This window comes from Stenotrophomonas acidaminiphila, assembly GCF_001431595.1.
Classification (GTDB): Bacteria; Pseudomonadota; Gammaproteobacteria; order Xanthomonadales; family Xanthomonadaceae; genus Stenotrophomonas; species Stenotrophomonas acidaminiphila.
Map to the genome: position 1 here is coordinate 1 of NZ_LDJO01000039.1, position 20,925 is coordinate 20,925.

A 20,925-nucleotide genomic window follows, 5' to 3' on the forward strand; every position below is an offset into this window, starting at 1 on the left:
GCTGGTGGCGCTGGTGCTGTTCGTGCTGCCGCTGCTGGCGCTGTACCAGGCCATCGTCGGCCAGTGGCTGGTCAGCGTGCCGATGACGATCATCATGATCGTGGCCGGCTTCCTGTTCGTTTCGGTGTCCGGCTACCTGGCCGGCCTGGTCGGCTCGTCCAACAACCCGGTCTCGGGCATCACCATCGCCACCATCCTGTTCGCCTCGGTGGTGCTGCTGATGCTGCTGGGCGACGACGGCAAGGTGCAGGTCGGCGGCGCGCCGCTGGGCGCGGTGGCGGCGATCATGATCGGCGCGGTCGTGTGCTGTGCGGCCGCGGTCGGCGGCGACAACCTGCAGGATCTCAAGACCGGCTACCTGGTCGGCGCCACGCCGTGGAAGCAGCAGCTGATGCTTGGCATCGGCGCGTTCTCCTGCGCGCTGATCATGGCGCCGGTGCTGAACCTGCTGCAGGAGGCCTATGGCATCGGCTCCAAGACCCTGCCGGCGCCGCAGGCCAACCTGATGGCGTCGGTCGCCAAGGGCCTGTTCGGCGGCGACCTGCCCTGGACCATGATCATCATCGGCGGCGGCATCGGCGCGGTGGTGATCGCCATCGACGGCTGGCTGAAGAAGACCGGCAAGCGCTTCCGCGTGCCGGTGCTGGCGGCGGCCATCGGCATCTACCTGCCGCTGGAGCTGATGGTGCCGATCTTCCTCGGCGGCCTGCTGGCCCACCTGGTCGCGCGCTTCCACAAGGTGCGTGCCGACGACGAAGAGGGGCTGGACCGCGTGCATCGCCCCGGCGTGCTGTTCTCCGCCGGCCTGATCACCGGCGAGGCGCTGATGGGCATCGCCATCGCGCTGCCGATCGTCATCACCCAGAACCCGGACGTGCTGGCGCTGCCGCTCAGCCTGGGCGCCGCGGCGCAGTGGGTGGGGCTGGCAGTGCTGTTCCTGGTCGGCTGGCTGCTGTACCGGGTCGGCCGCAAGGGCGAGCAGGCGTCGCCGGCCAAGGGTTGATGCCCGCGCGATGATCCACCCTGCAAGGCCCCGCTCCGGCGGGGCCTTGTCGTTGTGGGAGCCCGGGCATGACTTCATGCCTTTGCGCGCGGCGCCCGGCCGCGCCTACCATCCATGGTTTGCCTGCCTTGTTCCGGGAGAATCCCATGAAGCTCCGTCACGCCCTGCTGCCGTTGTGCCTGCTTGCCGCGCTGCCCTCGCTGGCCAGCGCACGCGGCTTCGAAGTCCGCGACATGGTGAAGCTGGACCGCGTGTCCGCGCCGCTGCTCACCGCCGATGGCGCGCAGGTGATCTTCGCCAAGCGCGTGGTCGATGCCGACCTGAAGGCCAGCAGCAGCCTGTGGATCCGCGACCTGCGCACCCGCGACCTGGCACCGCCGAAGCGGCTCTCGCCGGACGGCTGGAACGTCAACTCGGCCGCACTGTCGGCCGATGGCCGCACCGTGTACTTCCTCAGCGCCAAGAACGGCAGCCAGCAGCTCTACGCGATGCCGGTGGCCGGTGGCGCGCCGCGGCAGCTGACCGACTTCGCGCTGGACGTGGACAGCTACCGGGTCTCGCCGCAGGACGACCGCGTGCTGTTCAGCGCCGGCGCGTTCCAGGACTGCGGTTCGGACCTGGCGTGCACCGCCACCCGGCTGAAGGAGCGGGAAAAATCCAGGAGCAGCGGCGTGGTGTTCGACAGCATGTTCGTGCGCCACTGGGATACCTGGGCCGACGGCCGCCGCAACACCCTGTTCGTGGCGCCGCTGCCGGCCACCGGCGCCGCCGCCGGCAAGACCGCCACGGCGATCAGCGCCGGCCTGGCCGGCGACGCACCGTCCAAGCCGTTCGGCGGCAACGAGGATTTCGTGTGGTCGCCGGATGGAAAGTCGGTGGTCGCCAGCATCCGCGTGCAGGGCCGGCAGGAACCGTGGTCGACCAATTTCGACCTGTACCGGCTCGATGCCGCCGGCAAGGCCGCGCCGGTCAACCTGACCGCCGCCAACCCGGCGTGGGATGCCGGCCCGGTGTTCAGTGCCGACGGCAAGACCCTGTACTACCGCGCGATGAAGCGCCCGGGCTTCGAGGCCGACCGCTTCGGCCTGATGGCGCTGGAGCTGGCCAGCGGCACGCTGCGCGAGATCGCCCCGCAGTGGGACCGCTCGGCCGACGGCATCACCCTGTCGGCCGATGGCAGCACGATCTACACCACCGCGCAGGACATGGGCGAGCACCCGCTGTTCGCGGTCAAGGTCGCCGATGGCGCGGTCGCCAAGGTGGCGGGCGAGGGCAGCATCTCCGCCTTCGACCTTGCCGGCGACACGCTGGCCTTCACCCGCAACTCGCTCAAGAGCGGCGACCAGGTGTTCACCACCGGCACCGCGGCCGGTACTCCGCAGCGCGCGATCACCCCGAGCGCCGGCGAGATGCTGCCGGACGTCGATTTCGGCAGCTTCGAGCAGTTCTCGTTCAAGGGCTGGAACGACGAGACCGTGCATGGCTACGTGGTCAAGCCGCACGACTACCAGGAAGGCCGGAAATACCCGGTCGCGTTCCTGATCCACGGTGGCCCGCAGGGCAGCTTCGGCAACGGCTGGAGCTACCGCTGGAATCCGCAGACCTATGCCGGGCAGGGCTATGCGGTGGTGATGATCGATTTCCACGGCTCCACCGGCTACGGCCAGGCCTTCACCGATGCGATCAGCCAGCACTGGGGCGACCGCCCGCTGGAAGACCTGCAGAAGGGCTGGGCCGCGGCGCAGCACAAGTACGGCTTCCTCGACGGCGACAAGGCCTGCGCGCTGGGCGCCAGCTACGGCGGCTTCATGGTCAACTGGATCGCCGGCAACTGGAACGAGCCGTGGAAGTGCCTGGTCAACCACGACGGCGTGTTCGACCAGCGTGCGATGGGCTACGCCACCGAGGAACTGTGGTTCACCGAGTGGGAGCAGGGCGGTACCCCGTACGACGTCCCGCAGAACTACGAGAAGTTCAACCCGGTCAACCATGTCGCCAACTGGAGCAAGCCGATGCTGGTGGTGCAGGGCCAGCTGGACTACCGCATCCCGGTGGAGCAGGGCCTGGCCACGTTCACCGCGCTGCAGCGCAAGGGCATCGAATCCAGGTTCCTGTACTTCCCGGACGAGAACCACTGGGTGCTCAAGCCGCACAACAGCGTGCAGTGGCATGACACGGTCAATGCCTGGCTGAAGCAGCACATCGGCCGGTAACGCAGGCAGGGGCATGCCGCAGGCATGCCCGCCCACGGCCGGGCGGCGGCAGCGGGATGCTGTCCGCGCCGGGCCTTCGCCCCTTCCGCCGCATGCGGCGGAAGGGGGCGACCAGGACGGTTGCGATCCACGGGTCCCTCCCCGCAGGCAGTGGGGAACGGCGGCCCGACATGGCCGCGCGCGCCCAGGCCCTTCATCCGTGATCCGGGGGAAGACACGGGAACCGCGGTTCCCGACACTCACGCATCGAGGGGAGAGACGATGACGGCAGCCGCATCCGGCGCACTCATCAGCAACGACATCATCGTGTTCGGCCTGATCGCCGCCACGCTGGGCGCCATTTTCTGGACGTCGTCCAGCAGCAACCGGCTGCTGAAGAAGTTCTACGGCTTCGTGCCGGCGCTGCTGCTGTGCTACTTCATTCCCGGCATCTACAACACCTTCGGCCTGATCGACGGCGAGACCACGCGGCTCTACAACCCGATCGCGCGCGACGTGTTCCTGCCGGCGGCGCTGGTGCTGCTGACCCTGTCCATCGACCTGAAAGGCATCCTCGGGCTGGGCTGGAAGATGCTGGCCATGTACGTGGCGGCGGTGCTGAGCATCATGCTCGGCGCGCTGGTGGCGTTCTGGCTGATGGGCATCATCCATCCCGACACGGTGGCCGGCAGCACCTGGGGCGGCATGGCCGCGCTGGCCGGCAGCTGGATCGGCGGCGGCGCCAACATGCTGGCGATGAAGGAGATCTTCGAAGTCGACGCGACTACCTTCGGCCAGTTCGCGGTGGTGGACGTCGGCGTCGGCTACGTGTGGATGGCGGTGCTGATCTTCTTCGCCTCGCGGGCCCCGGCGCTGGACCGGCACAGCGGTGCGGATACCACCGCCCTGGACGACCTGCGCGACCGCGTCGCCAGCTACCAGGCGCGGCATGCGCGCATCCCGGCGCTGGGCGACCTGATGGTGATGGCCGGCGTGGCGTTCGGTGCGGTGGCGATCTCGCACGCGGTGGCCGGGCCGCTGTCGTCCTGGTTCGCCGCCCATGTCGGCTGGGCGGCCTCGGTGAGCCTGGACAAGCCGTTCGTCTGGGTGGTGCTGCTGGCGACGCTCATCGGGCTGGGCCTGAGCTTCACCCGCGCGCGCGAGCTCGAAGGCGTCGGCGCCTCCAAGTGGGGCTCGATGTTCCTGTACTTCCTGATCGCCTGCATCGGCATGCAGATGGACCTGCTGGCGCTGCTGGAGAAGCCGTGGCTGTTCGCCCTGGGCGTGCTGTGGATCGGCGTGCACATCGTGCTGCTGTGGCTGGCCGGCAAGCTGCTGCGGGTGCCGTTCTTCTATTTCGCCATCGCCTCGCAGAGCAACATCGGTGGCCCGGCCTCGGCGCCGGTGCTGGCTTCTGCGTTCCATCCGGCGCTGGCCCCGGTGGGCGTGCTGCTCGGCACCCTGGGCTACGCGGTGGGTACCGGCGCGGCCTACGTGGTCGGCATCACCCTGCGCGCGATGGCGGGAGCGGGCTGAACGCTCCGGCCGGCTTGCCGCCACCACCCGGTGGTGGCAAACCGGCATCGTCCCGCGGCCGGGGCCAACGGCACTGCCGGCATGCTAGGCTTCGCTCCCCCACGCCACGTCATCAACGTGGCGTTTTTGTTTCCCTTCGATCGACAGGAACTGGCCATATGCCGACCGAAAGTACTCCCGCACTCATCAGCAACGACATCGTCGGCCTCGGGCTGATCGCCGCGACCCTGGCGCTGATCTTCTGGCTGGCCAGCGGGCCGACCCCGTTCTGGAGGAAGGTCTTCACCTGGGTGCCGGCCCTGCTGCTGTGCTACTTCGTGCCGGCGATCTACAACACCACCGGCCTGATCGACGGCCATGGCACCAAGCTCTACAACCCGATCGCCCGCGACGTGCTGCTGCCGGCGGCGCTGGTGCTGCTGACCCTGTCGATCGACCTGAAGGGCATCGCCCGGCTCGGCCCGAAGCTGCTGCTGATGTTCGTCACCGGCACCGTGGGCATCATGCTCGGCGCGCTGGTCTCGTTCCAGGCGATGAAGCTGATCCATCCGGCCACCGTGGCCGGGGATACCTGGGCCGGCATGGCGGCGCTGGCCGGCAGCTGGATCGGCGGCGGCGCCAACATGGCCGCGATGCGCGAAACCTTCAATGTCGATGCCACCACCTTCGGCCAGTTCGCGGTGGTGGACGTGGTCTGCGCCAGCATCCTGCTGATGCCGGCCCTGATCTGGCTGGCCGGGCGCGCGCAGGCCATCGATGCGCGCAACGGCGCCGACACCTCGGCCATCGACGACATGAAGCGGCGGATCGCCGATTACCAGGCGCGCAGCGCGCGCATTCCCACCCTGACCGACCTGATGATCATCGTCGGCGTCGGCCTGGGCGTGGTCGGCGCGGCCCACGCGCTGGCCGCGCCGCTGGCGGCGTGGTGCGCGGCGAACATCAGCTTCGCCAGGCAGGCGTCGCTGGACAACCAGTTCGTGTGGGTGGTGATGCTGTCCACGTTCGCCGGACTGGCGCTGAGCTTCACCCGCGCGCGCGAACTGGAAGCGGTCGGCGCCTCCCGGGTCGGCACCCTGTTCCTGTACTTCCTGATCGCCTGCATCGGCATGCAGATGGACCTGCTGTCGCTGCTCGAGCGCCCGTGGCTGTTCCTGCTGGGCGCGATCTGGATGGGCACCCACGTGCTGCTGCTGTACGTGGTCGGCCGCCTGCTCAAGGCGCCGATGTTCTTCCTGGCCATCGGCTCGCAGGGCAACGTCGGCGCGGCGGCGTCGGCACCGGTGGTGGCGGCGGCGTTCCATCCCAGCCTGGCGCCGGTAGGTGTGCTGCTGGGCACGGTCGGCTACGCCACCGGCACGGTGCTGGCGTACATCACCGGGCTGATGCTCAAGTGGATGGCCGGCGCCTGACGGCCCCGCGCGGCGCCCGGCCGCGCCACCGCGCCGGGCATGAAGAAGGCCGCCTCACGGCGGCCTTCTGTCTTCCTGCCCCGGAACCCGGGCTTCAGCAGCAGCGGAAGCCCTTGCCGCCGCCGAAGCGTGCTTCCTGGCGTTCCCGGAAGAAGGTCTTGTAGTCCATGACCTCGCGCTCGGGGTGCTTTTCGCGCATGTGCCGCACGTAGTTGTCGTAGTCCGGCACGCCGCAGCACAGGCGCGCGGTCTGCACCAGGCGCCGCCAGGTACGGCGGAACGCCTGGTGCTGGCCGGCCGGGACCAGCGCGGTACCCATTACAGGTCCACCTCGTGCGGCTTGAGCGCCACGTACGGGGTTTCATGGTCGATACGCACCGGCGAACGGCGCGCGGCGGCGACGGTCCTGATCGAATACACCAGCACCGCGAACACCACGAACAGGAACAGCGCGGTGAGGCCGGCATTGATGTAGTTGTTGACCATCACCTGGTGCATCTGCCCGAAGTCCTTGGATGGCGGCAGCAGGTTGCCGGCGGCGATGGCGTCGCGGTACTTGTGCGCCTGCGCCATGAAGCCCACCGCCGGCTCGGCGGAGAAGATCTTGATGAAGCCGGCCGCGGTGGTGCACACCAGCAGCCAGGCCGCCGGCAGCAGCGGCACCCAGGCGTACTTTTCCTTCTTGGCCTTGAACAGCACCACCGCGCACAGCATCAGCGCGACACCGGCCAGCATCTGGTTGGCGATGCCGAACAGCGGCCACAGCATGTTGATGCCGCCCAGCGGATCGGTCACGCCCTGGTACAGGAAGTAGCCCCACAGCGCGACGCAGCCACCGGTGGCGATGAAGCTGGCCACCCACGAGTCGGTGCGGCGCAGCGCCGGTACGAAATTGCCGAGCAGGTCCTGAAGCATGAAGCGGCCCGAGCGGGTGCCGGCGTCCACGGCGGTGAGGATGAACAGCGCCTCGAACAGGATGGCGAAGTGGTACCAGAACGCCATCATGCCGTCGCCCGGCAGCACCGCATGCAGGATCTGGGCGATACCCACCGCCAGCGTCGGCGCGCCGCCGGCGCGCGAGAGGATGGTGTTCTCGCCGATATCGGCGGCGGTGGCGGTCAACTGTTCGGGCGAGATGGTGAAGCCCCAGCTGCTGACCACCTGCGCGGCGTTGGCCACATCGGTGCCGATCACCGCTGCCGGGCTGTTCATGGCGAAGTAGATGCCCGGCTCGATGATCGAGGCCGCGACCATCGCCATGATCGCCACGAACGATTCCATCAGCATGCCGCCGTAGCCGATGTAGGCGGCGTGGCCTTCGTTGGCCAGCAGCTTGGGCGTGGTGCCGGAGGAGATCAGTGCATGGAAGCCCGATACCGCACCGCAGGCGATGGTGATGAACAGGAACGGGAACATGCCGCCCTTCCACACCGGGCCGCTGCCGTCGGTGAACTGGGTCAGCGCCGGCATCTTCAGTTCCGGCATCACGATCAGGATGCCGATCGCCAGGCCGACGATGGTGCCGATCTTGAGGAAGGTGGACAGGTAGTCGCGCGGTGCCAGCAGCAGCCATACCGGCAACACCGCGGCGACGAAGCCGTAACCGATCAGCATCCAGGTGATCTGCACGCCGGTGAAGGTGAACATCGGCCCCAGCACCGGGTCGGCGGCGACCTTGCCGCCGTACCAGATCGCCGCCAGCAGCAGGACCAGGCCGACGATGGAGATCTCGCCGATCTTGCCCGGGCGGATGTAGCGCATGTACAGGCCCATCAGGATGGCGATGGGCATCGTGGCCATGACCGTGAACATGCCCCAGGGGCTGTCGGCCAGCGCCTTGACCACGATCATCGCCAGCACCGCGAGGATGATGATCATGATCATGAACACGCCGAACAGGGCGATGGTGCCGGGTACCGGCCCCATCTCCTCGCGCACCAGGTCGCCGAGCGAGCGGCCGTTGCGGCGGCTGGAGATGAACAGGATCATGAAATCCTGCACCGCGCCGGCCAGCACCACGCCGGCGATCAGCCACAGCGTGCCCGGCAGGTAGCCCATCTGCGCGGCGAGCACCGGGCCCACCAGCGGGCCGGCGCCGGCGATCGCGGCGAAGTGGTGGCCGAACAGCACGTGCTTGTTGGTCGGTACGTAGTCCAGGCCGTCGTTGTGGATCACCGCCGGGGTAGCGCGGGTCGGGTCCACGCCCAGCACCTTGTTGGCGATGAACAGCCCGTAGTAGCGGAACGCGACCAGGTACAGCGAGACCGCCGCGGCCACGATCCACAGTGCGTTGATGTGTTCGCCGCGGCGCAGCGCCACGACACCCAGGCAGAACGCGCCGATCAGGGACAGCAACGCCCAGCCGGCCTTGGAGAAACCTTTCATCGAGTCACCTCGCGGGAAGACCGCTGCAAGAGTCCTCCCGCCGCGGCCGGGGGTCAACGCTCCGGCGGCCCGCCGGCGTGCGACTTTGGTCTTAGGCGGCGCGGCCGCCCGGCCGCAATGGCCCGGCAACGCGTCACCGACACCGGCTCTGGAACAATCGGTTGCGGTGATGGCGATTGGCGCGGCCATGCGCTGCGCCCATTTTCCGGAGATTCCAAGGGAGGCTTGACCATGAGCGACCAGAACTTCGCGCGGGTGCTGCGCGGCATCCGCGGCATGCCCACGTCCGACGGTGCCGGCGTGCGCCTGACCCGGGTGATCGGAACCCCGGCACTGCCCGATCTCGACCCGTTCCTGATGCTCGACGAATTCGGCACCGACCGCCCCGAGGACTATATCGCCGGCTTCCCCGAGCACCCGCACCGCGGCTTCGAGACCGTGACCTACATGCTCGACGGGCGCATGCGGCATCGCGACAACCACGGCAACGAAGGCCTGCTCACGCCCGGCAGCGTGCAGTGGATGACCGCCGGCCGCGGCCTGGTGCATTCGGAAATGCCCGAGCAGGAGTCCGGGCGCATGCGCGGGTTCCAGCTATGGGTGAACCTGCCCGCGCGCGACAAGATGACCGAGCCGAAGTACCAGGAATTCGCCCCGGAACGCATTCCGCAGGTGGTGCCGGCCGATGGGGTCGGCGTCCGGGTCATTGCCGGGCAGGTGGGCGATGTCCGGGGCCCGATCGTGCAGCCGGCCACCGACCCGCTGTACCTGGACGTGGAGCTGGCACCGGGCCGTGACTGGGCCTACGACCTGCCGGACGGGCACAACGCCTTCGCCTACGTGTTCGAAGGCGCGTTGACCCTGGGCAACGGCGAGGCCGCGCGCGAGGTGGCGCGGCATGAGCTGGCGGTGCTCGGCGGTGGCCGCCTGCTGCGCCTGCAGGCCGGCGCGCAGGGCGCACGGCTGATCGTGGTGGCCGGGCGCCCTCTGCGCGAACCGGTGGCGCGCCACGGGCCGTTCGTGATGAATACCCGCGAGCAGCTGATGCAGGCCTTCATCGACTACCAGGAAGGCCGCTTCTGAGGGGCGCGCGCGCCGCAGTGGGTTCCGGCGCGCCGCCTGCCAGGGCGCCTTACTTGCCGGCGAAGTTGGCGGTCGCGTCGCCGAGCGTGCCGGTCAACTGCTGCAGGCTGGCCAGCTCGGCGACGTCGCCGGCATCGATCCAGATCTGCGCGTAGCGGTTGCGGCCGAGCTTGACCTCGGTGATGCGCCGCGTTTCCAGGCCGGGCATGTCGCGTCCACCCATGTCCAGCTTGTACCAGTACAGCTCCTCGCCGGCGAAGCTGCCCTTCTCGGCGCGCAGCGTGCGGACCAGGCTCAGCCCCGGGTCGCGTGCGGTCAGCATCACGTTCAACACGGTGCGGCCGTCGCCGGTGGTGGCCTTGCAGACGATGAAATCGCTCTGGGCCTGCTCCTGCCACTGCAGGCCGCTGCCGGACGGCAGCATCGGGCACTGCCCGGCCTGTTGCGCGGATGCGCCGGCGCTGCCGGCCAGCAGCAGCGCGCAAGCAACGATACGGACGTGTTTGAGCATGCGTTTTCCCCCGGACGCCGGCCAACGCAGGCGCGACGGCAGTGTTGTCTGTCTGGAACCGAATACACCTGCGGGCGGTGTTGCCCCTGCCCGATGCGCGCGTCCCCGTTGCGCGCCAGCTGTGTTTCCACGGTATTACAAAAACACCGGCCGTCGCAAACCGGGCGCTGGCCGGAACAGCGACGGCCCCGCGTGGGGGCCGTCGCCGGTGCGTGCCACAGGTCGCTTCAACGCGCGTCGCTGCCCACCCACTTGTACGCCAGGCCGCCGATCAGCGCGCCGAGCAGCGGCGCCACCCAGAACAGCCACAGCTGGCCGATCGCGCCGGGCCCGGCGAACAGCGCCACGGCGGTGGAGCGCGCCGGGTTCACCGAGGTGTTGGTGACCGGGATGCTGATCAGGTGGATCAGGGTCAGCGCCAGGCCGATCGCGATCGGCGCGAAGCCGGCTGGTGCCTTGCCATGGGTGGCGCCCATGATCACCACCAGGAACATCGCGGTCATCACCACTTCGCACAGGAACGCGGCGGCCACGCCGTAGCCGCCCGGCGACAAGGCGCCGTAGCCGTTGCTGGCGAACGCGCCGGCCTGGCTGCCGTCAATGGCGAACCCGGCCTGGCCCTGCGCGATCTGCAGCAGGATGAAGGCGGCGAGGATGCCGCCCAGCACCTGGGCGACGACGTAGGGCACCAGGTCCTTGCCGGCGAAGCGGCCGCCGGCCCACAGGCCGAGGCTGACCGCCGGATTGAAGTGGGCGCCGGAGACGTGCCCGAACGCATACGCACCGGTCAGCACGGTCAGGCCGAACGCCAGCGCCACGCCATGGAAACCGATTCCCAGTGGATTGCCGTCACCGCCGAACTTGGCCGCCAGCACCGCGCTGCCGCAACCGCCCAGCACCAGCCAGAAGGTACCGAGGAACTCGGCCGCCAGTCGTTTCCCCATGCTCATCGTCTGCTCCCCCGCAATGACCCGGAATGGGCACCGGGAACATACCCAAGAACCGGGACGGCGGCGTATTCAAAGCGTTAACCCGGCCCTCAGCCCGGCAGCGGGATGAATTCCTTGTCGTCGCCGGGAATGGTGCCGAAGCGGCCCTGGCGCCAGTCGTCCTTGGCCTGTTCGATGCGTTCCTTCGAGCTGGAGACGAAGTTCCACCACAGGTGGCGGGGGCCATCGAGCGGTTCGCCACCCATCAGCATCGCCTTGAGCGGGGTCATGGCGCGCAGGCGCGCGCGGGCCCCGGGCTCGGGGATGACCAGGTGCTGGACCGGGATGTCGACGCCGTCGAGCTGGGCCTGGCCCTCCAGTACGTAGAGCGCGCGTTCGGCATGCGAGGCATCCAGGTCGATCTCCGCGCCCGGTTCCAGGTCGATGGCGACGTTGAGGGTGTCGGCGAATACCCGCACCGGTGACTCCTCGCCGTAGGCGCGGCCGGCGATCACCCGCAGCCAGGCGCCGTCGCGGCGCTGCTGCGGCAACTGCGCGGCGGAGAAATGGTAGAACGCCGGCGCGGTCTCCTCGTGCGTGCGCGGCAGCGCCACCCAGGTCTGCATGCCGTGCAGCGGGTGTGCGTGGCCGCGTTCGTCCGGCGGCGTGCGTTCGGAATGGGCGATGCCGCGGCCGGCGGTCATCCAGTTGACGTCGCCGGGTTCGATCACCTGCTCCGAGCCGAGCGTGTCGCGGTGGCCGATCCGCCCGGACCACAGGAAGGTGACCGTCGCCAGGCCGATGTGCGGATGCGGGCGCACGTCGATGCCCTGGCCGGGCGTGAACACGGCCGGACCCATGTGGTCGACGAACACGAACGGCCCGACGCTGCGCGCCTGCAGGGTGGGCACGGCGCGGCGTACCTGGAAACCGCCGAGGTCATGGACGCGGGGACTGATGATCGTGGTCATGCACGGGCTCCATTGCGGGTACCGGCAGGATGGCACGCGCCGCGCGGGTTTTCTGCGGCGCGGCCATGACGGACTGTTGCCGCGGTGGATCAGGCGCCACCGTCGCGGCGCGAGGCGAGGCGGTCGGCCAGGCGCGTGGGTTCGGGCAGCCGGTAGCGGGTGAGGCAGGCCAGCACCAGCGGCAGGCAGGCCTCGACCGAGACGTGGTGGCCCGGGGAGATGAACAGCGGGTTGCAGCGCGGCTTGCTGCGCAGCACCCAGCCGACCTGGCGGCCCTTGTGCAGCAGCGGCGCGTGGTCGCCACGCTCCGGACCGGGTTCGGTGTAGTCGCCGACCAGCCGGCTTTTGCCCACGCCGATGCTGGGCAGGCCGGTCAGTACCCCGAGGTGCGCGGCAATGCCCAGCCCGCGCGGATGGGCGATGCCGTGGCCGTCGACCAGTACCAGCTGCGGCGGCTCGCGCAGTTGCCGCAGGGCCTGCAGCACTGCCGGCAGCTCGCGGAAGCTGAGCAGGCCGGGGATGTAGGGCAGGGCGGTGGGCAGTCGCGCCAGGGTCGATTCGAGCGGCTGCAGGCTGCCGCCATCGACCCGTACCGCCACCGAGCGGGTGGTGCGGCCTTCGTCCTCGAAGCCGCTGTCCACCCCGGCCACCCGCGCCGGCAGTGCCGACAGGCGGTCGTCCAGCTCCACCCGCGCGGCCAGTTCGACCTGCTGGCGGCGCAGCTCGGCCAGGGCGGCGGGGGCGATGTCGGCGGGAGGCTGGAAGCGCATGGTCCAAGCCTGCCACACCAGTGTCGGCGCGCGGTGCAGGGCGCGTGGGGCGATGCGGCTACAATCGGCAGGTTGCCTTCCCCCCGACCGGAGACTTTCGCAGTGACCCGCAAACTCGTGCTGTTGCGCCATGGCCAGAGCCAGTGGAACCTCGACAACCGTTTCACCGGCTGGGTGGACGTGGACCTGACCGAGCAGGGCCGCCGCGAAGCCGCCGCCGCCGGCCGCTTGATGAAGGAGGAAGGGCTGCAGTTCGACGTCGCCCATACCTCGGTGCTCAAGCGCGCCATCCATACCCTGCAGGGCGCGCTGGCCGAACTGGGCCAGGACTGGCTGCCGGTGAACAAGTCCTGGCGCCTCAACGAACGCCACTACGGCGGCCTGCAGGGCTTGGACAAGGCCGAGACCGCCGCCAGGCATGGCGAGGAGCAGGTCAAGGTGTGGCGCCGTTCCTACGACATCCCGCCGCCGCCGATGGATCTGGAAGACCCGGGCCACCCGATCCACGACCGCCGTTATGCCGGCCTGGACCGCAACGCGCTGCCGGGCACCGAATCGCTGGCCACCACCCTGGAGCGGGTGCTGCCGTACTGGCACGACGCCATCGCCCCGCAGCTGAAGGACGGCAGGACCGTGTTGGTCACCGCTCACGGCAACTCGCTGCGCGCGCTGTACAAGTACCTCAACAATGTCAGCCGCGAGGACATCCTCGAGCTCAACATTCCCACCGGCATCCCGCTGCTGTTCGAACTGAACGATGACCTGACCGTGCAGTCGTTCCGCTACCTGGGCGACCCGGAAGCGGCTAAGAAGGCGGCCGAGGCCGTGGCCAACCAGGGCAAGGCGAAGTAAAGCCAGCTTGCTTGACGCGTCGAGACACCCGGCTCCGGCCGGGTGTTTCGTTTGTGGCCAAGGGGCAGGGCGGTGTCAGCGGTCGCAGCTGGCCGGCGCGGCCTTGCAGGCTTCGTCGATCCGGTTGTCGCGTTTGGCCGCGTTCTTGCCGAGGACGTAGCCGGCGACCCCTTGGAACATGATCACCGCCAGCACGATGCTCACGATCCACAGGGTGATCTTGATGCGGTCCGCCGCGCCGATGCCGGAAGTGGGCACCGGCGCGGCGGCCTGGAAACCCGCCAATTGCGTTGGTTCGATACCCAGCGCCGCCGCCACCGCCATTCGCGATTCATGCGCGGCCTTGCCTTCGGCTTCCAGCCGCTGCACGGTGCGCGGGCTGAGCCCGGCCACGGCGGCCAGGTGCTCCTGCGACCAGCCGCGCGCCTCGCGCAATGACCTGATCCGGTTGGCGTCGATCTTCATCGGTTCCTCGTCCACTGTGACTGCCCGGCGATGGTATGTGAGCCGGCACGCTGCCGCGATGCGCCGCGTTGGACCACGACAGCGCTGCGCCAGATTCACGACAGGCCTTGCCGATCAAGGTCTTGCGGGACCGTCGGGCGGTCGTCGCGCCGGTGCCCGCCGGCCGGGCTATGCTTGGGCCACGGCCACGGCCACGCAGCCGGCTTTTCCATCCAATGCACGGGGGAGCGCATGAACACGTCCACGGAACGGCGCCATTTCTGGCGTGCACCCTTCCATTCACCGGCCTGGCTGGTGCGCGCCGATGGCAGCATCCACGCCGGGCAGGTGCACGACGTGTCGCTGAAGGGCGCGTTGTTCGAATTCGATGCCGGTGGCGACTGCAGGCTGGACGAGCCCTGCCAGTTGCAGGTCGAGCTGTCGCAGGACACGCCGATCCGCATGCAGGCCACCGTAGTGCACGTGGACGGGCGCACCATCGGGCTGCGCTGCGACGAGATCGACCTGGACAGCATCACCGCGTTGCGTCGCCTGATCGAACTCAATGCCGCCGACCCTGCGTTGCTGGAGCGCGAACTGGGCGCGCTGGTCCGGTACGGCTGAGCCGGCGTGCGCTGGCGTCCCCAGGGGCCGCGGGGCGCGCGTGCCTGCGCGGCCGCGCCGGGTCCAGGCCGGCACGCCTCCACGACCAATGGCAGGTGTCGCCGCCGGCGTGCTCGCTAGACTGCCCCCGGTCCCCTTGGGTGGATTGCCGATGTCCTCCATGCCCGCCGGCGTTTCCCGGCCGATGCGTACGACCCGCGGCCGCATCCTGTTCACCGGCGAGCAGCTGTCGGCACGGGTGGCGTGGTATGCGCCGGGCTCGCGCATGCCCGCGCACACGCACGACTGCCACCAGGTGTCGCTGCTGCTGGCCGGCACCCTGGCCGAGCGCGGCAAGGGCGAGGAGGTGCGGCTGGGCGTGCCCGCGGTCGGGGTGAAGCCGGCAGGTCTGGCGCACGCCAACGACTACGGGCCGGCCGGCGCGCTGGTGCTGGGCATCGACCTGCCGGGCGACCTCGACCTGCCGCGCGCGATTGGGCTTGCGCCGGACTGGCGCTGGCGCACGCGGCCGGCGTCGCCGCTGCTGGGGCAGGGCGGCGCGCTGCTGTCGGTACTGGCCGCCGGCGCCAGCGCCCCCGATGCAGTCGAAAGCCAGGCCTGGGAGCTGCTCGCGGCGATGGCCGGTTGTGCCGACCGCCGTGGCGGGACGCCCCCGCGATGGGTCGCGCGCGCCTGCGAGCGCCTGCAGGAGGAGGCGGTGCCGCTGGCGTGGCTGGCGGCGGAGCAGGGTGTGCATCCGGTGTACTTCGCACGGGGCTTCGCGCGCTGGGTGGGCTGCCCGCCTTCGGTGTTCCGCGTGCGCGCGCAGCTGCAGCGCGGGTTGGCGCAGGTGGCCGCGGGCGTACCGCTGTCCGCAGCGGCGCTGCATGCCGGATTCGCCGACCAGGCGCACTTCAGCCGTATCGCGCGGCACCACTGCGGGGTGGCACCGGCACGGCTGCGCGCGCTGTTGGCGTGAGCAGGTTCAATCCGTGCAAGAAGCGCGGCCATTTCCGCGCGAGGATGGCGGCCCCTTGCCCTGGAACCGTTCCATGCGCCTGACCGTGCTGGGCCTGCTGTTTGGCTTCATCCTCCCCTTGTCCGCGGCACAGGCGGCCAGTGCCGAGCAGGCGGCGCACCACCTGCGGCAGTTCCTCGACGGCATCCCCGGGCTGGGGCCGGGGTACGCGGTGGTGGTGGTGGACCGCGAGCGGCAACTGCTCGGCTACACGCGCGGCCAGCGCAACGCCGCCAGCGGCGCACCGCTGGCGATGCACACGCCGATGTACATCGCCTCGCAGACCAAGTCGTACATGGGGCTGCTGGCCCACCTGCTGGACCGGCGCGGGGTGCTGCGCCTGGACAGCACGCTGGCCGAACACTGGCCGCAGCTGCGCCTGCCCGGCGGTGTCGATCCGGCCGCCTGGACCCTGGCCGACCTGCTCAACCATCGCGTACCGCTGAGCGCGGACGCCATCACCGTGCTGGAAGCCTATGTCCAGGCGCCCGATCCGGCCCTGTATCCGCAGCTGCTGGGCACGCTGGCGAGTGCGCGCCCGCAGGGCTTCGACTACGACAACCTGGGCTACACGATCTACGCCGCGATCCTGCAGCAGCACACCGGCCGCTCCTGGCAGGCATGGCTGCGCGACGAACTGTTCCTCCCGTTGCGGATGAGCGATACCGCAACGCGCACGTCCACTTTCGACCCGGCGCAGCTGGCCTACAACCACCAGTGGCTGGGGCCGGCCGATGGCTGGCGGGTGGTGGAACCCAAGCCTGACGCCATCATGCATGCGGCCGGCGGCATGATGACCTCGCCACGCGATCTCGGCCGCTGGCTGCGCCTGCAACTGGGCGGCGCGGCGCCGGCGGGGTTCGATGTCGCCGCGGTCGAGGCCGCGCACGCCATCGGCGCGCAGGTCCAGCGCACCGCGCGCAACGCCTACGAACTGCCGTGCGTGGGCTACGCCTTCGGCTGGAATGTCTGCGATTTCGAAGGGCATGTGCTCTACATCCACGGCGGCAGCTACACCGGTGCGCGCAGCATGATGGCGTTCTCGCCGGACCTGGGGGTGGGCATCGGCGTGTTCTCCAATGCGGACAACGCCACCGGCTGGCTCACCTCACGCACGGTGGTGCAGTTCTTCCAGTACCTGGTGGATCACCCGCAGGCGGCATCGTGGGCGACCACCCGGCAGCGCATGTACCCGCAGCACGTGGCCGCGCAGCTGCATGACCAGCGCGAGCGCCAGGCGCAGGTGCGCGCGCAGCCGCTCTGGCAGGCGTGGGCATGGCATCCCGATGCCGCGGCGCGGGCCGCCTACGCGGGGAGGTTCCGCGGCGAGCGGTTGCCGGTGGAGGCGGTCGTGGCCTCCGAGGCTGACCTGCTGCGGTTGCGGATCGGGGCGCTGGACCGCGCACTGCAGCCAGCGGCGGTCGATCTGTTCGGCGCGCAGGCCGGGCCGCTGGATGTCGCCGAGCCGCTGCGTTTCCTGCGCGATGCGAACGGGCAACTGTCCGGCTTCGAGTTCGACGGCGAACGCTACCTGCGGATTGCCGCCGGCCCAGGCTGAACGCGCATGACGCGAGGCGCAGCGTGCCGCTGCGGAGCCGCGAACCCGGCCAGCCATCGCGTCGATGCCGCTGCCGGCGCCGCCCACGCCGGACCATGACGGCAGGGTGCGTGATGCTGCGCTAGGCTCCACCGGGCCGGTGCGGTGGCGCGTGCGCGTTGCCCGGCCGGCATGCCTTTCCCGACGAGGAGCAGCGCGATGACCGGCAAGAACACTATCTGCCTGTGGTACGACGGTACCGCCCTGGAGGCGGCCACGTTCTATGCGGCGACCTTTCCCGACAGCCGGGTGGGAGCCGTGCATCGCGCGCCCGGCGACTATCCCGCCGGCCGCCAGGGCGATGTGCTGACGGTCGAGTTCACGGTGCTCGGCATTCCGTGCCTGGGCCTGAACGGCGGCCCTGCGTTCCGTCACAGCGAGGCGTTCTCGTTCCAGGTCGCCACCGATGACCAGGCCGAGACCGACCGCCTGTGGCATGCGATCGTCGGCAACGGCGGCGAGGAAAGCGCCTGTGGCTGGTGCCGCGACAAGTGGGGACTGTCGTGGCAGATCACGCCGCGCGCGCTGAGCGCGGCGATCAGTGATCCGGACCCGGCCGCGGCCAGGCGTGCGTTCGAGGCGATGATGGGCATGCGCAGGATCGACATCGCCGCGATCGAGGCCGCGCGTCGCGGTTGAGCCGCGCACCGGCGTGCCGCGGGTGCCGTGGCATGACCTTCGGCCTATCCGCGGCACGGCGCCATCGCCTACGCTCGTGGATTGGCCGCGCGCAGGCGCGGCGTTCCCTGCAAGGCCGGAGATCCGCATGACCCTTTCCAAGCTCGTCCCGTTGTCCCTGACCGTCGCCATCGCCGCCTCGCTGGCCGCCTGCGGCGGCAAGGGCGAAGCCACGGCGCCCGCCGCCGACACGCCCGCCAAGCCGGCGTTCGACCTGTCGCAGATCAAGACGCCGTCGGTGTCGTTCAACGTCGCCGACCTGGATCCGGCGGTTGCGGCCTGCAGCGATCTCAATGGCTTCGTCAACGGCAAGTGGCTCAGGGCCAACCCGGTGCCGGGCGACCAGGTGACCTGGGGCAGCTTCGAGATCCTGCGCGAGCGCTCGCTGGAAGTGCAGCACGCGCTGGTGCAGCAGGCCGCCGCGGCCAACGCCAAGGCCGGCAGCGTGCAGGCGCAGATCGGCGACATCTGGAAGACCGGTTCGGACGAAGCCGCCATCGAAGCGGCCGGCATCACGCCACTGCAGCCGGAACTGGACAAGATCGCCGCGCTCGGCGACGGTGCCGCCATCGCCGGCTACCTGCGCGACGCCTATGCGCGCGGCCAGGGCTTCCTGTTCTCGCTGTATGCCAGCCCGGACTTCAAGGATTCGGCCAACGTCATCGCCTACGTCGGCCAGGGCGGCCTGGGCCTGCCGGAAAAGGGCTACTACTTCGACGAATCGCAGGCCAGGATCCGCGAGGCCTATGTCGCCTACATCGAACGGATGCTGGTGCTGTCCGGCGTCGATGCCGCGCAGGCGAAGGAGCAGGCCAAGGCGGTGATGGCATTCGAAACCCGCCTGGCCAAGGCCTCGCTGTCGCGCATCGAACTGCGCGACCCGGCCAAGCGCTACAACCCGGTCAGCGCCGCCGCCGCCGACGCGCAGACCCCGAACTTCAGCTGGACCGCGTTGTTCGACACCCTGAAGGTGCCGGCCAAGGACAAGTTCTCGCTGGCGCAGCCGGGCTTCTTCGCCGAGGTCGACACCATGCTGGCCGAGGTCCCGGCCACGACCTGGCAGGCCTACCTGCGCTTCCACACCGTGGACAACGCGGCACCGTACCTGAGCAGTGCCTTCGAGCAGGCCAACTTCGATTTCTTCAGCAAGACCCTGCGTGGCCAGCAGGAAATGCAGCCGCGCTGGAAGCGCGTGCTGGAGTCGGTGAACGGCGCGATGGGCGAGGCGCTCGGCCAGCTGTACGTGGACGCGGTGTTCCCGGCCGAGTCGAAGGTGGCCATGCAGCATCTGGTGGAGAACCTGTCGGCGGCGCTGAAGACGCGCCTGGAAGGCCTGCCGTGGATGGGCGAGGAGACCAAGAAGAAGGCGCTGGAGAAGTGGGCCAGCTTCACCCCGAAGATCGGCTACCCGGACAAGTGGCGCGACTGGTCGGGCCTGGCCACCCATGGCGACAGCTACCTGGGCAACATGCAGGCCGCGCGCGCCTTCAACTACCGCTACATGCTCGACAAGATCGGCAAGCCGGTGGACAAGACCGAGTGGGGCATGACCCCGCAGACGGTCAACGCCTACTACAACGCGACCAAGAACGAGATCGTGTTCCCGGCCGCGATCCTGCAGCCGCCGTTCTTCGACGCCAAGGCCGACCCGGCACTGAACTACGGCGGCATCGGCGCGGTGATCGGCCACGAGATGATGCACGGCTACGACGACTCGGGCAGCCAGTTCGCCGCCAACGGCAACTTCGACAACTGGTGGACCGACGCCGACCGCAGCGCCTTCAACGGCCGCACCGACCAGCTGGTCGCGCAGTTCGACGGCTATGAGGCGCTGCCGGGCGTGAACGTCAAGGGCAAGCTGACCCTGGGCGAGAACATCGGCGACCTCGGTGGCCTGACCGTGGCGTACGACGCGCTGCAGATGGCGCTCAAGGAAGACCCGTCGAAGAACGTGGCCGTCGACGGCTACAGCCAGGACCAGCGCTTCTTCATGAACTGGGCCACGGTGTGGCGCCGCAACTTCACCGAGGGCGAACTGCGCGTGCGCCTGAACACCGACCCGCACGCGCCGGCCAACTTCCGCGCCAACGGCGCGCCGTCGAACATGCCGTCCTTCGCCACGGCATTCCAGTGCAAGGCGGGCGACGCGATGGTGCGTGGCGACGACAAGCGCGTGGTCATCTGGTAAACCGCCGGTAGTCCGGCTGGCAACCGACGCAGGGCCCGGGGCATGCCGGGCCTTTGCGTTCGGGCGCCTGGTGCCGTGCACGCCCGCGTGGTGGGCCCGCTGCGGCAATGGCGATGCCTTGCCGGTGGTGGCCGAAGCGCCGGCCTGCAGCCCGCGCTGGCGTCCGTAGAGGGCGACTCAGTCCGCCCGGCGGAGCGGCGCCGCCGCGCGATGCCGTTCGCGCAGGTACAGGAACAGCGGCAAGGCCAGCGACGGACCGACCGCCAGGCACGAAAGCGGCAGCCACAGCCGCGGCATCGCCAGCCTGCGTCCCTCGGCGACTACGAACGTGGCCACGGCGATGCCCGAGACCAGCACGTCCGACCAGGCGAATGCCGCGATGCGCGCCGAGGTGGCCTGCTGCACCAGCAGCGGCACGTCGAGGCCGTGCGCGGACAGCCACGGAACGAACTGCGACAGCGGCAGGACCGTGCCGGCGATGCAGAGAAGTAGGTAGATGAACTTCACGATGTCTCCTGACGTGGGGAATGCGCCACGCCGCTGGACGCTGCCGGCATGGATGGGGGGTGGGACGGCGCGCCCGCCGGTGTACGACACCGGTGGCGCAGGCGTTGCCGGCCGCTGCGGGTGTCGACGCACCGGCGCCCGTCCAGGGAAAGCGGGGAATCCGCGGTGGAGAGCCAGGTCGCACCCGCGCCGGGCAGTCCGGCGATCAGCGCCATCCGGCTGTTCCCGCGAACCACGACGGCCTTC

19 protein-coding genes are annotated in these 20,925 nt (G+C 69.7%); 11 read left to right on the top strand and 8 right to left on the bottom strand.

Going from position 1 to position 20,925, the window contains the following annotated elements:
- The 4 genes from ABB33_RS12545 to ABB33_RS12560 all read left to right on the top strand — a co-directional run.
- Window positions 1-1,003: OPT family oligopeptide transporter (locus ABB33_RS12545; RefSeq protein ID WP_152985074.1), on the top strand; the 1,003-nt coding region annotated here is incomplete at its 5' end.
- A 146-nt stretch (window positions 1,004-1,149) separates the two neighbouring features.
- Window positions 1,150-3,216: a S9 family peptidase gene (locus ABB33_RS12550; RefSeq protein WP_056932333.1), complete on the top strand. Its 2,067-nt coding sequence runs from the start codon at window positions 1,150-1,152 to the stop codon at window positions 3,214-3,216.
- Window positions 3,217-3,477: 261 nt separating this feature from the next.
- On the top strand, window positions 3,478-4,731 hold the full coding sequence (locus ABB33_RS12555; RefSeq protein WP_056932334.1) for a DUF819 family protein: 1,254 nt from the start codon (window positions 3,478-3,480) through the stop codon (window positions 4,729-4,731).
- Between the two features lie 158 nt (window positions 4,732-4,889).
- The gene (locus ABB33_RS12560) at window positions 4,890-6,143 is read left to right on the top strand and encodes a DUF819 family protein (protein WP_056932335.1); all 1,254 of its coding nucleotides are present in this window, start codon (window positions 4,890-4,892) and stop codon (window positions 6,141-6,143) included.
- Window positions 6,144-6,237: 94 nt separating this feature from the next.
- On the opposite strand, the gene ABB33_RS12565 is transcribed toward ABB33_RS12560, so the two are convergent.
- Window positions 6,238-6,462, bottom strand: coding sequence for a YbdD/YjiX family protein (locus tag ABB33_RS12565; RefSeq protein ID WP_054664081.1), 225 nt, complete (start codon window positions 6,460-6,462; stop codon window positions 6,238-6,240).
- Window positions 6,462-8,528, bottom strand: a complete 2,067-nt coding sequence (locus tag ABB33_RS12570) for a carbon starvation CstA family protein (protein WP_056932336.1) — start codon at window positions 8,526-8,528, stop codon at window positions 6,462-6,464. The genes ABB33_RS12565 and ABB33_RS12570 overlap by 1 nt, the downstream gene beginning before the upstream one ends.
- A gap of 231 nt (window positions 8,529-8,759) precedes the next feature.
- Here ABB33_RS12570 and ABB33_RS12575 point away from each other — a divergent pair, with 231 nt between their 5' ends.
- Window positions 8,760-9,611, top strand: a complete 852-nt coding sequence (locus ABB33_RS12575) for a pirin family protein (RefSeq protein ID WP_056932337.1) — start codon at window positions 8,760-8,762, stop codon at window positions 9,609-9,611.
- Between the two features lie 49 nt (window positions 9,612-9,660).
- Here ABB33_RS12575 and ABB33_RS12580 read toward each other — a convergent pair whose 3' ends face one another.
- From ABB33_RS12580 to nfi, 4 genes are all read right to left on the bottom strand, one after another.
- Window positions 9,661-10,122, bottom strand: a complete 462-nt coding sequence (locus ABB33_RS12580; RefSeq protein WP_056932338.1) for a hypothetical protein — start codon at window positions 10,120-10,122, stop codon at window positions 9,661-9,663.
- A 227-nt stretch (window positions 10,123-10,349) separates the two neighbouring features.
- Complete coding sequence (gene aqpZ / locus ABB33_RS12585) at window positions 10,350-11,072, bottom strand: aquaporin Z (RefSeq protein ID WP_056932339.1); 723 nt, start codon at window positions 11,070-11,072, stop codon at window positions 10,350-10,352.
- 89 nt (window positions 11,073-11,161) lie between these two features.
- Complete coding sequence (locus tag ABB33_RS12590) at window positions 11,162-12,022, bottom strand: pirin family protein (RefSeq protein WP_056932340.1); 861 nt, start codon at window positions 12,020-12,022, stop codon at window positions 11,162-11,164.
- A gap of 89 nt (window positions 12,023-12,111) precedes the next feature.
- The gene (nfi, locus tag ABB33_RS12595; RefSeq protein ID WP_082595092.1) at window positions 12,112-12,924 is read right to left on the bottom strand and encodes a deoxyribonuclease V; all 813 of its coding nucleotides are present in this window, start codon (window positions 12,922-12,924) and stop codon (window positions 12,112-12,114) included.
- Here nfi and gpmA point away from each other — a divergent pair.
- Complete coding sequence (gpmA, locus tag ABB33_RS12600) at window positions 12,895-13,644, top strand: 2,3-diphosphoglycerate-dependent phosphoglycerate mutase (RefSeq protein WP_054664103.1); 750 nt, start codon at window positions 12,895-12,897, stop codon at window positions 13,642-13,644. The genes nfi and gpmA overlap by 30 nt on opposite strands.
- Before the next feature lie 75 nt (window positions 13,645-13,719).
- On the opposite strand, the gene ABB33_RS12605 is transcribed toward gpmA, so the two are convergent.
- Window positions 13,720-14,109 carry a helix-turn-helix domain-containing protein gene (locus tag ABB33_RS12605; protein ID WP_082595093.1) on the bottom strand — a complete coding sequence of 130 codons (390 nt, stop codon included), beginning with the start codon at window positions 14,107-14,109 and terminating at the stop codon, window positions 13,720-13,722.
- Window positions 14,110-14,340: 231 nt separating this feature from the next.
- On the opposite strand from ABB33_RS12605, the gene ABB33_RS12610 reads away from it, so the two are divergent.
- From ABB33_RS12610 to ABB33_RS12630, 5 genes are all read left to right on the top strand, one after another.
- Window positions 14,341-14,712: a PilZ domain-containing protein gene (locus ABB33_RS12610; RefSeq protein ID WP_054664109.1), complete on the top strand. Its 372-nt coding sequence runs from the start codon at window positions 14,341-14,343 to the stop codon at window positions 14,710-14,712.
- A gap of 184 nt (window positions 14,713-14,896) precedes the next feature.
- Window positions 14,897-15,670 carry a helix-turn-helix domain-containing protein gene (locus ABB33_RS12615; protein WP_056932343.1) on the top strand — a complete coding sequence of 258 codons (774 nt, stop codon included), beginning with the start codon at window positions 14,897-14,899 and terminating at the stop codon, window positions 15,668-15,670.
- Between the two features lie 73 nt (window positions 15,671-15,743).
- Entirely contained in the window at window positions 15,744-17,267 is a 1,524-nt protein-coding gene (locus tag ABB33_RS12620) for a serine hydrolase domain-containing protein (protein ID WP_056932344.1), read from the top strand.
- 198 nt (window positions 17,268-17,465) lie between these two features.
- Window positions 17,466-17,945 (top strand): VOC family protein, encoded by a 480-nt coding sequence (locus ABB33_RS12625; protein ID WP_056932345.1) that lies wholly within the window; start codon window positions 17,466-17,468, stop codon window positions 17,943-17,945.
- A gap of 127 nt (window positions 17,946-18,072) precedes the next feature.
- A complete protein-coding gene (locus ABB33_RS12630; protein WP_054664121.1) occupies window positions 18,073-20,172 on the top strand; it encodes a M13 family metallopeptidase in 2,100 nt (699 codons plus the stop codon).
- A 177-nt stretch (window positions 20,173-20,349) separates the two neighbouring features.
- On the opposite strand, the gene ABB33_RS12635 is transcribed toward ABB33_RS12630, so the two are convergent.
- On the bottom strand, window positions 20,350-20,679 hold the full coding sequence (locus tag ABB33_RS12635) for a DUF2834 domain-containing protein (RefSeq protein WP_056932346.1): 330 nt from the start codon (window positions 20,677-20,679) through the stop codon (window positions 20,350-20,352).
- Between the last annotated feature and the right edge of the window lie 246 nt (window positions 20,680-20,925).

Coding starts and splice junctions, on each gene's coding strand:
- ABB33_RS12590 (WP_056932340.1), bottom strand. CDS start 12,022: ATGACCACGATCATCAGTCCCCGCGTCCATGACCTCGGCGGTTTCCAG.
- ABB33_RS12550 (WP_056932333.1), top strand. CDS start 1,150: ATGAAGCTCCGTCACGCCCTGCTGCCGTTGTGCCTGCTTGCCGCGCTG.
- ABB33_RS12615 (WP_056932343.1), top strand. CDS start 14,897: ATGCGTACGACCCGCGGCCGCATCCTGTTCACCGGCGAGCAGCTGTCG.
- ABB33_RS12580 (WP_056932338.1), bottom strand. CDS start 10,122: ATGCTCAAACACGTCCGTATCGTTGCTTGCGCGCTGCTGCTGGCCGGC.
- ABB33_RS12630 (WP_054664121.1), top strand. CDS start 18,073: ATGACCCTTTCCAAGCTCGTCCCGTTGTCCCTGACCGTCGCCATCGCC.
- ABB33_RS12575 (WP_056932337.1), top strand. CDS start 8,760: ATGAGCGACCAGAACTTCGCGCGGGTGCTGCGCGGCATCCGCGGCATG.
- ABB33_RS12625 (WP_056932345.1), top strand. CDS start 17,466: ATGACCGGCAAGAACACTATCTGCCTGTGGTACGACGGTACCGCCCTG.
- ABB33_RS12570 (WP_056932336.1), bottom strand. CDS start 8,528: ATGAAAGGTTTCTCCAAGGCCGGCTGGGCGTTGCTGTCCCTGATCGGC.
- ABB33_RS12620 (WP_056932344.1), top strand. CDS start 15,744: ATGCGCCTGACCGTGCTGGGCCTGCTGTTTGGCTTCATCCTCCCCTTG.
- ABB33_RS12565 (WP_054664081.1), bottom strand. CDS start 6,462: ATGGGTACCGCGCTGGTCCCGGCCGGCCAGCACCAGGCGTTCCGCCGT.
- aqpZ (WP_056932339.1), bottom strand. CDS start 11,072: ATGAGCATGGGGAAACGACTGGCGGCCGAGTTCCTCGGTACCTTCTGG.
- ABB33_RS12560 (WP_056932335.1), top strand. CDS start 4,890: ATGCCGACCGAAAGTACTCCCGCACTCATCAGCAACGACATCGTCGGC.
- ABB33_RS12610 (WP_054664109.1), top strand. CDS start 14,341: ATGAACACGTCCACGGAACGGCGCCATTTCTGGCGTGCACCCTTCCAT.
- ABB33_RS12555 (WP_056932334.1), top strand. CDS start 3,478: ATGACGGCAGCCGCATCCGGCGCACTCATCAGCAACGACATCATCGTG.
- ABB33_RS12605 (WP_082595093.1), bottom strand. CDS start 14,109: ATGAAGATCGACGCCAACCGGATCAGGTCATTGCGCGAGGCGCGCGGC.
- nfi (WP_082595092.1), bottom strand. CDS start 12,924: ATGGCGCAACAGCACGAGTTTGCGGGTCACTGCGAAAGTCTCCGGTCG.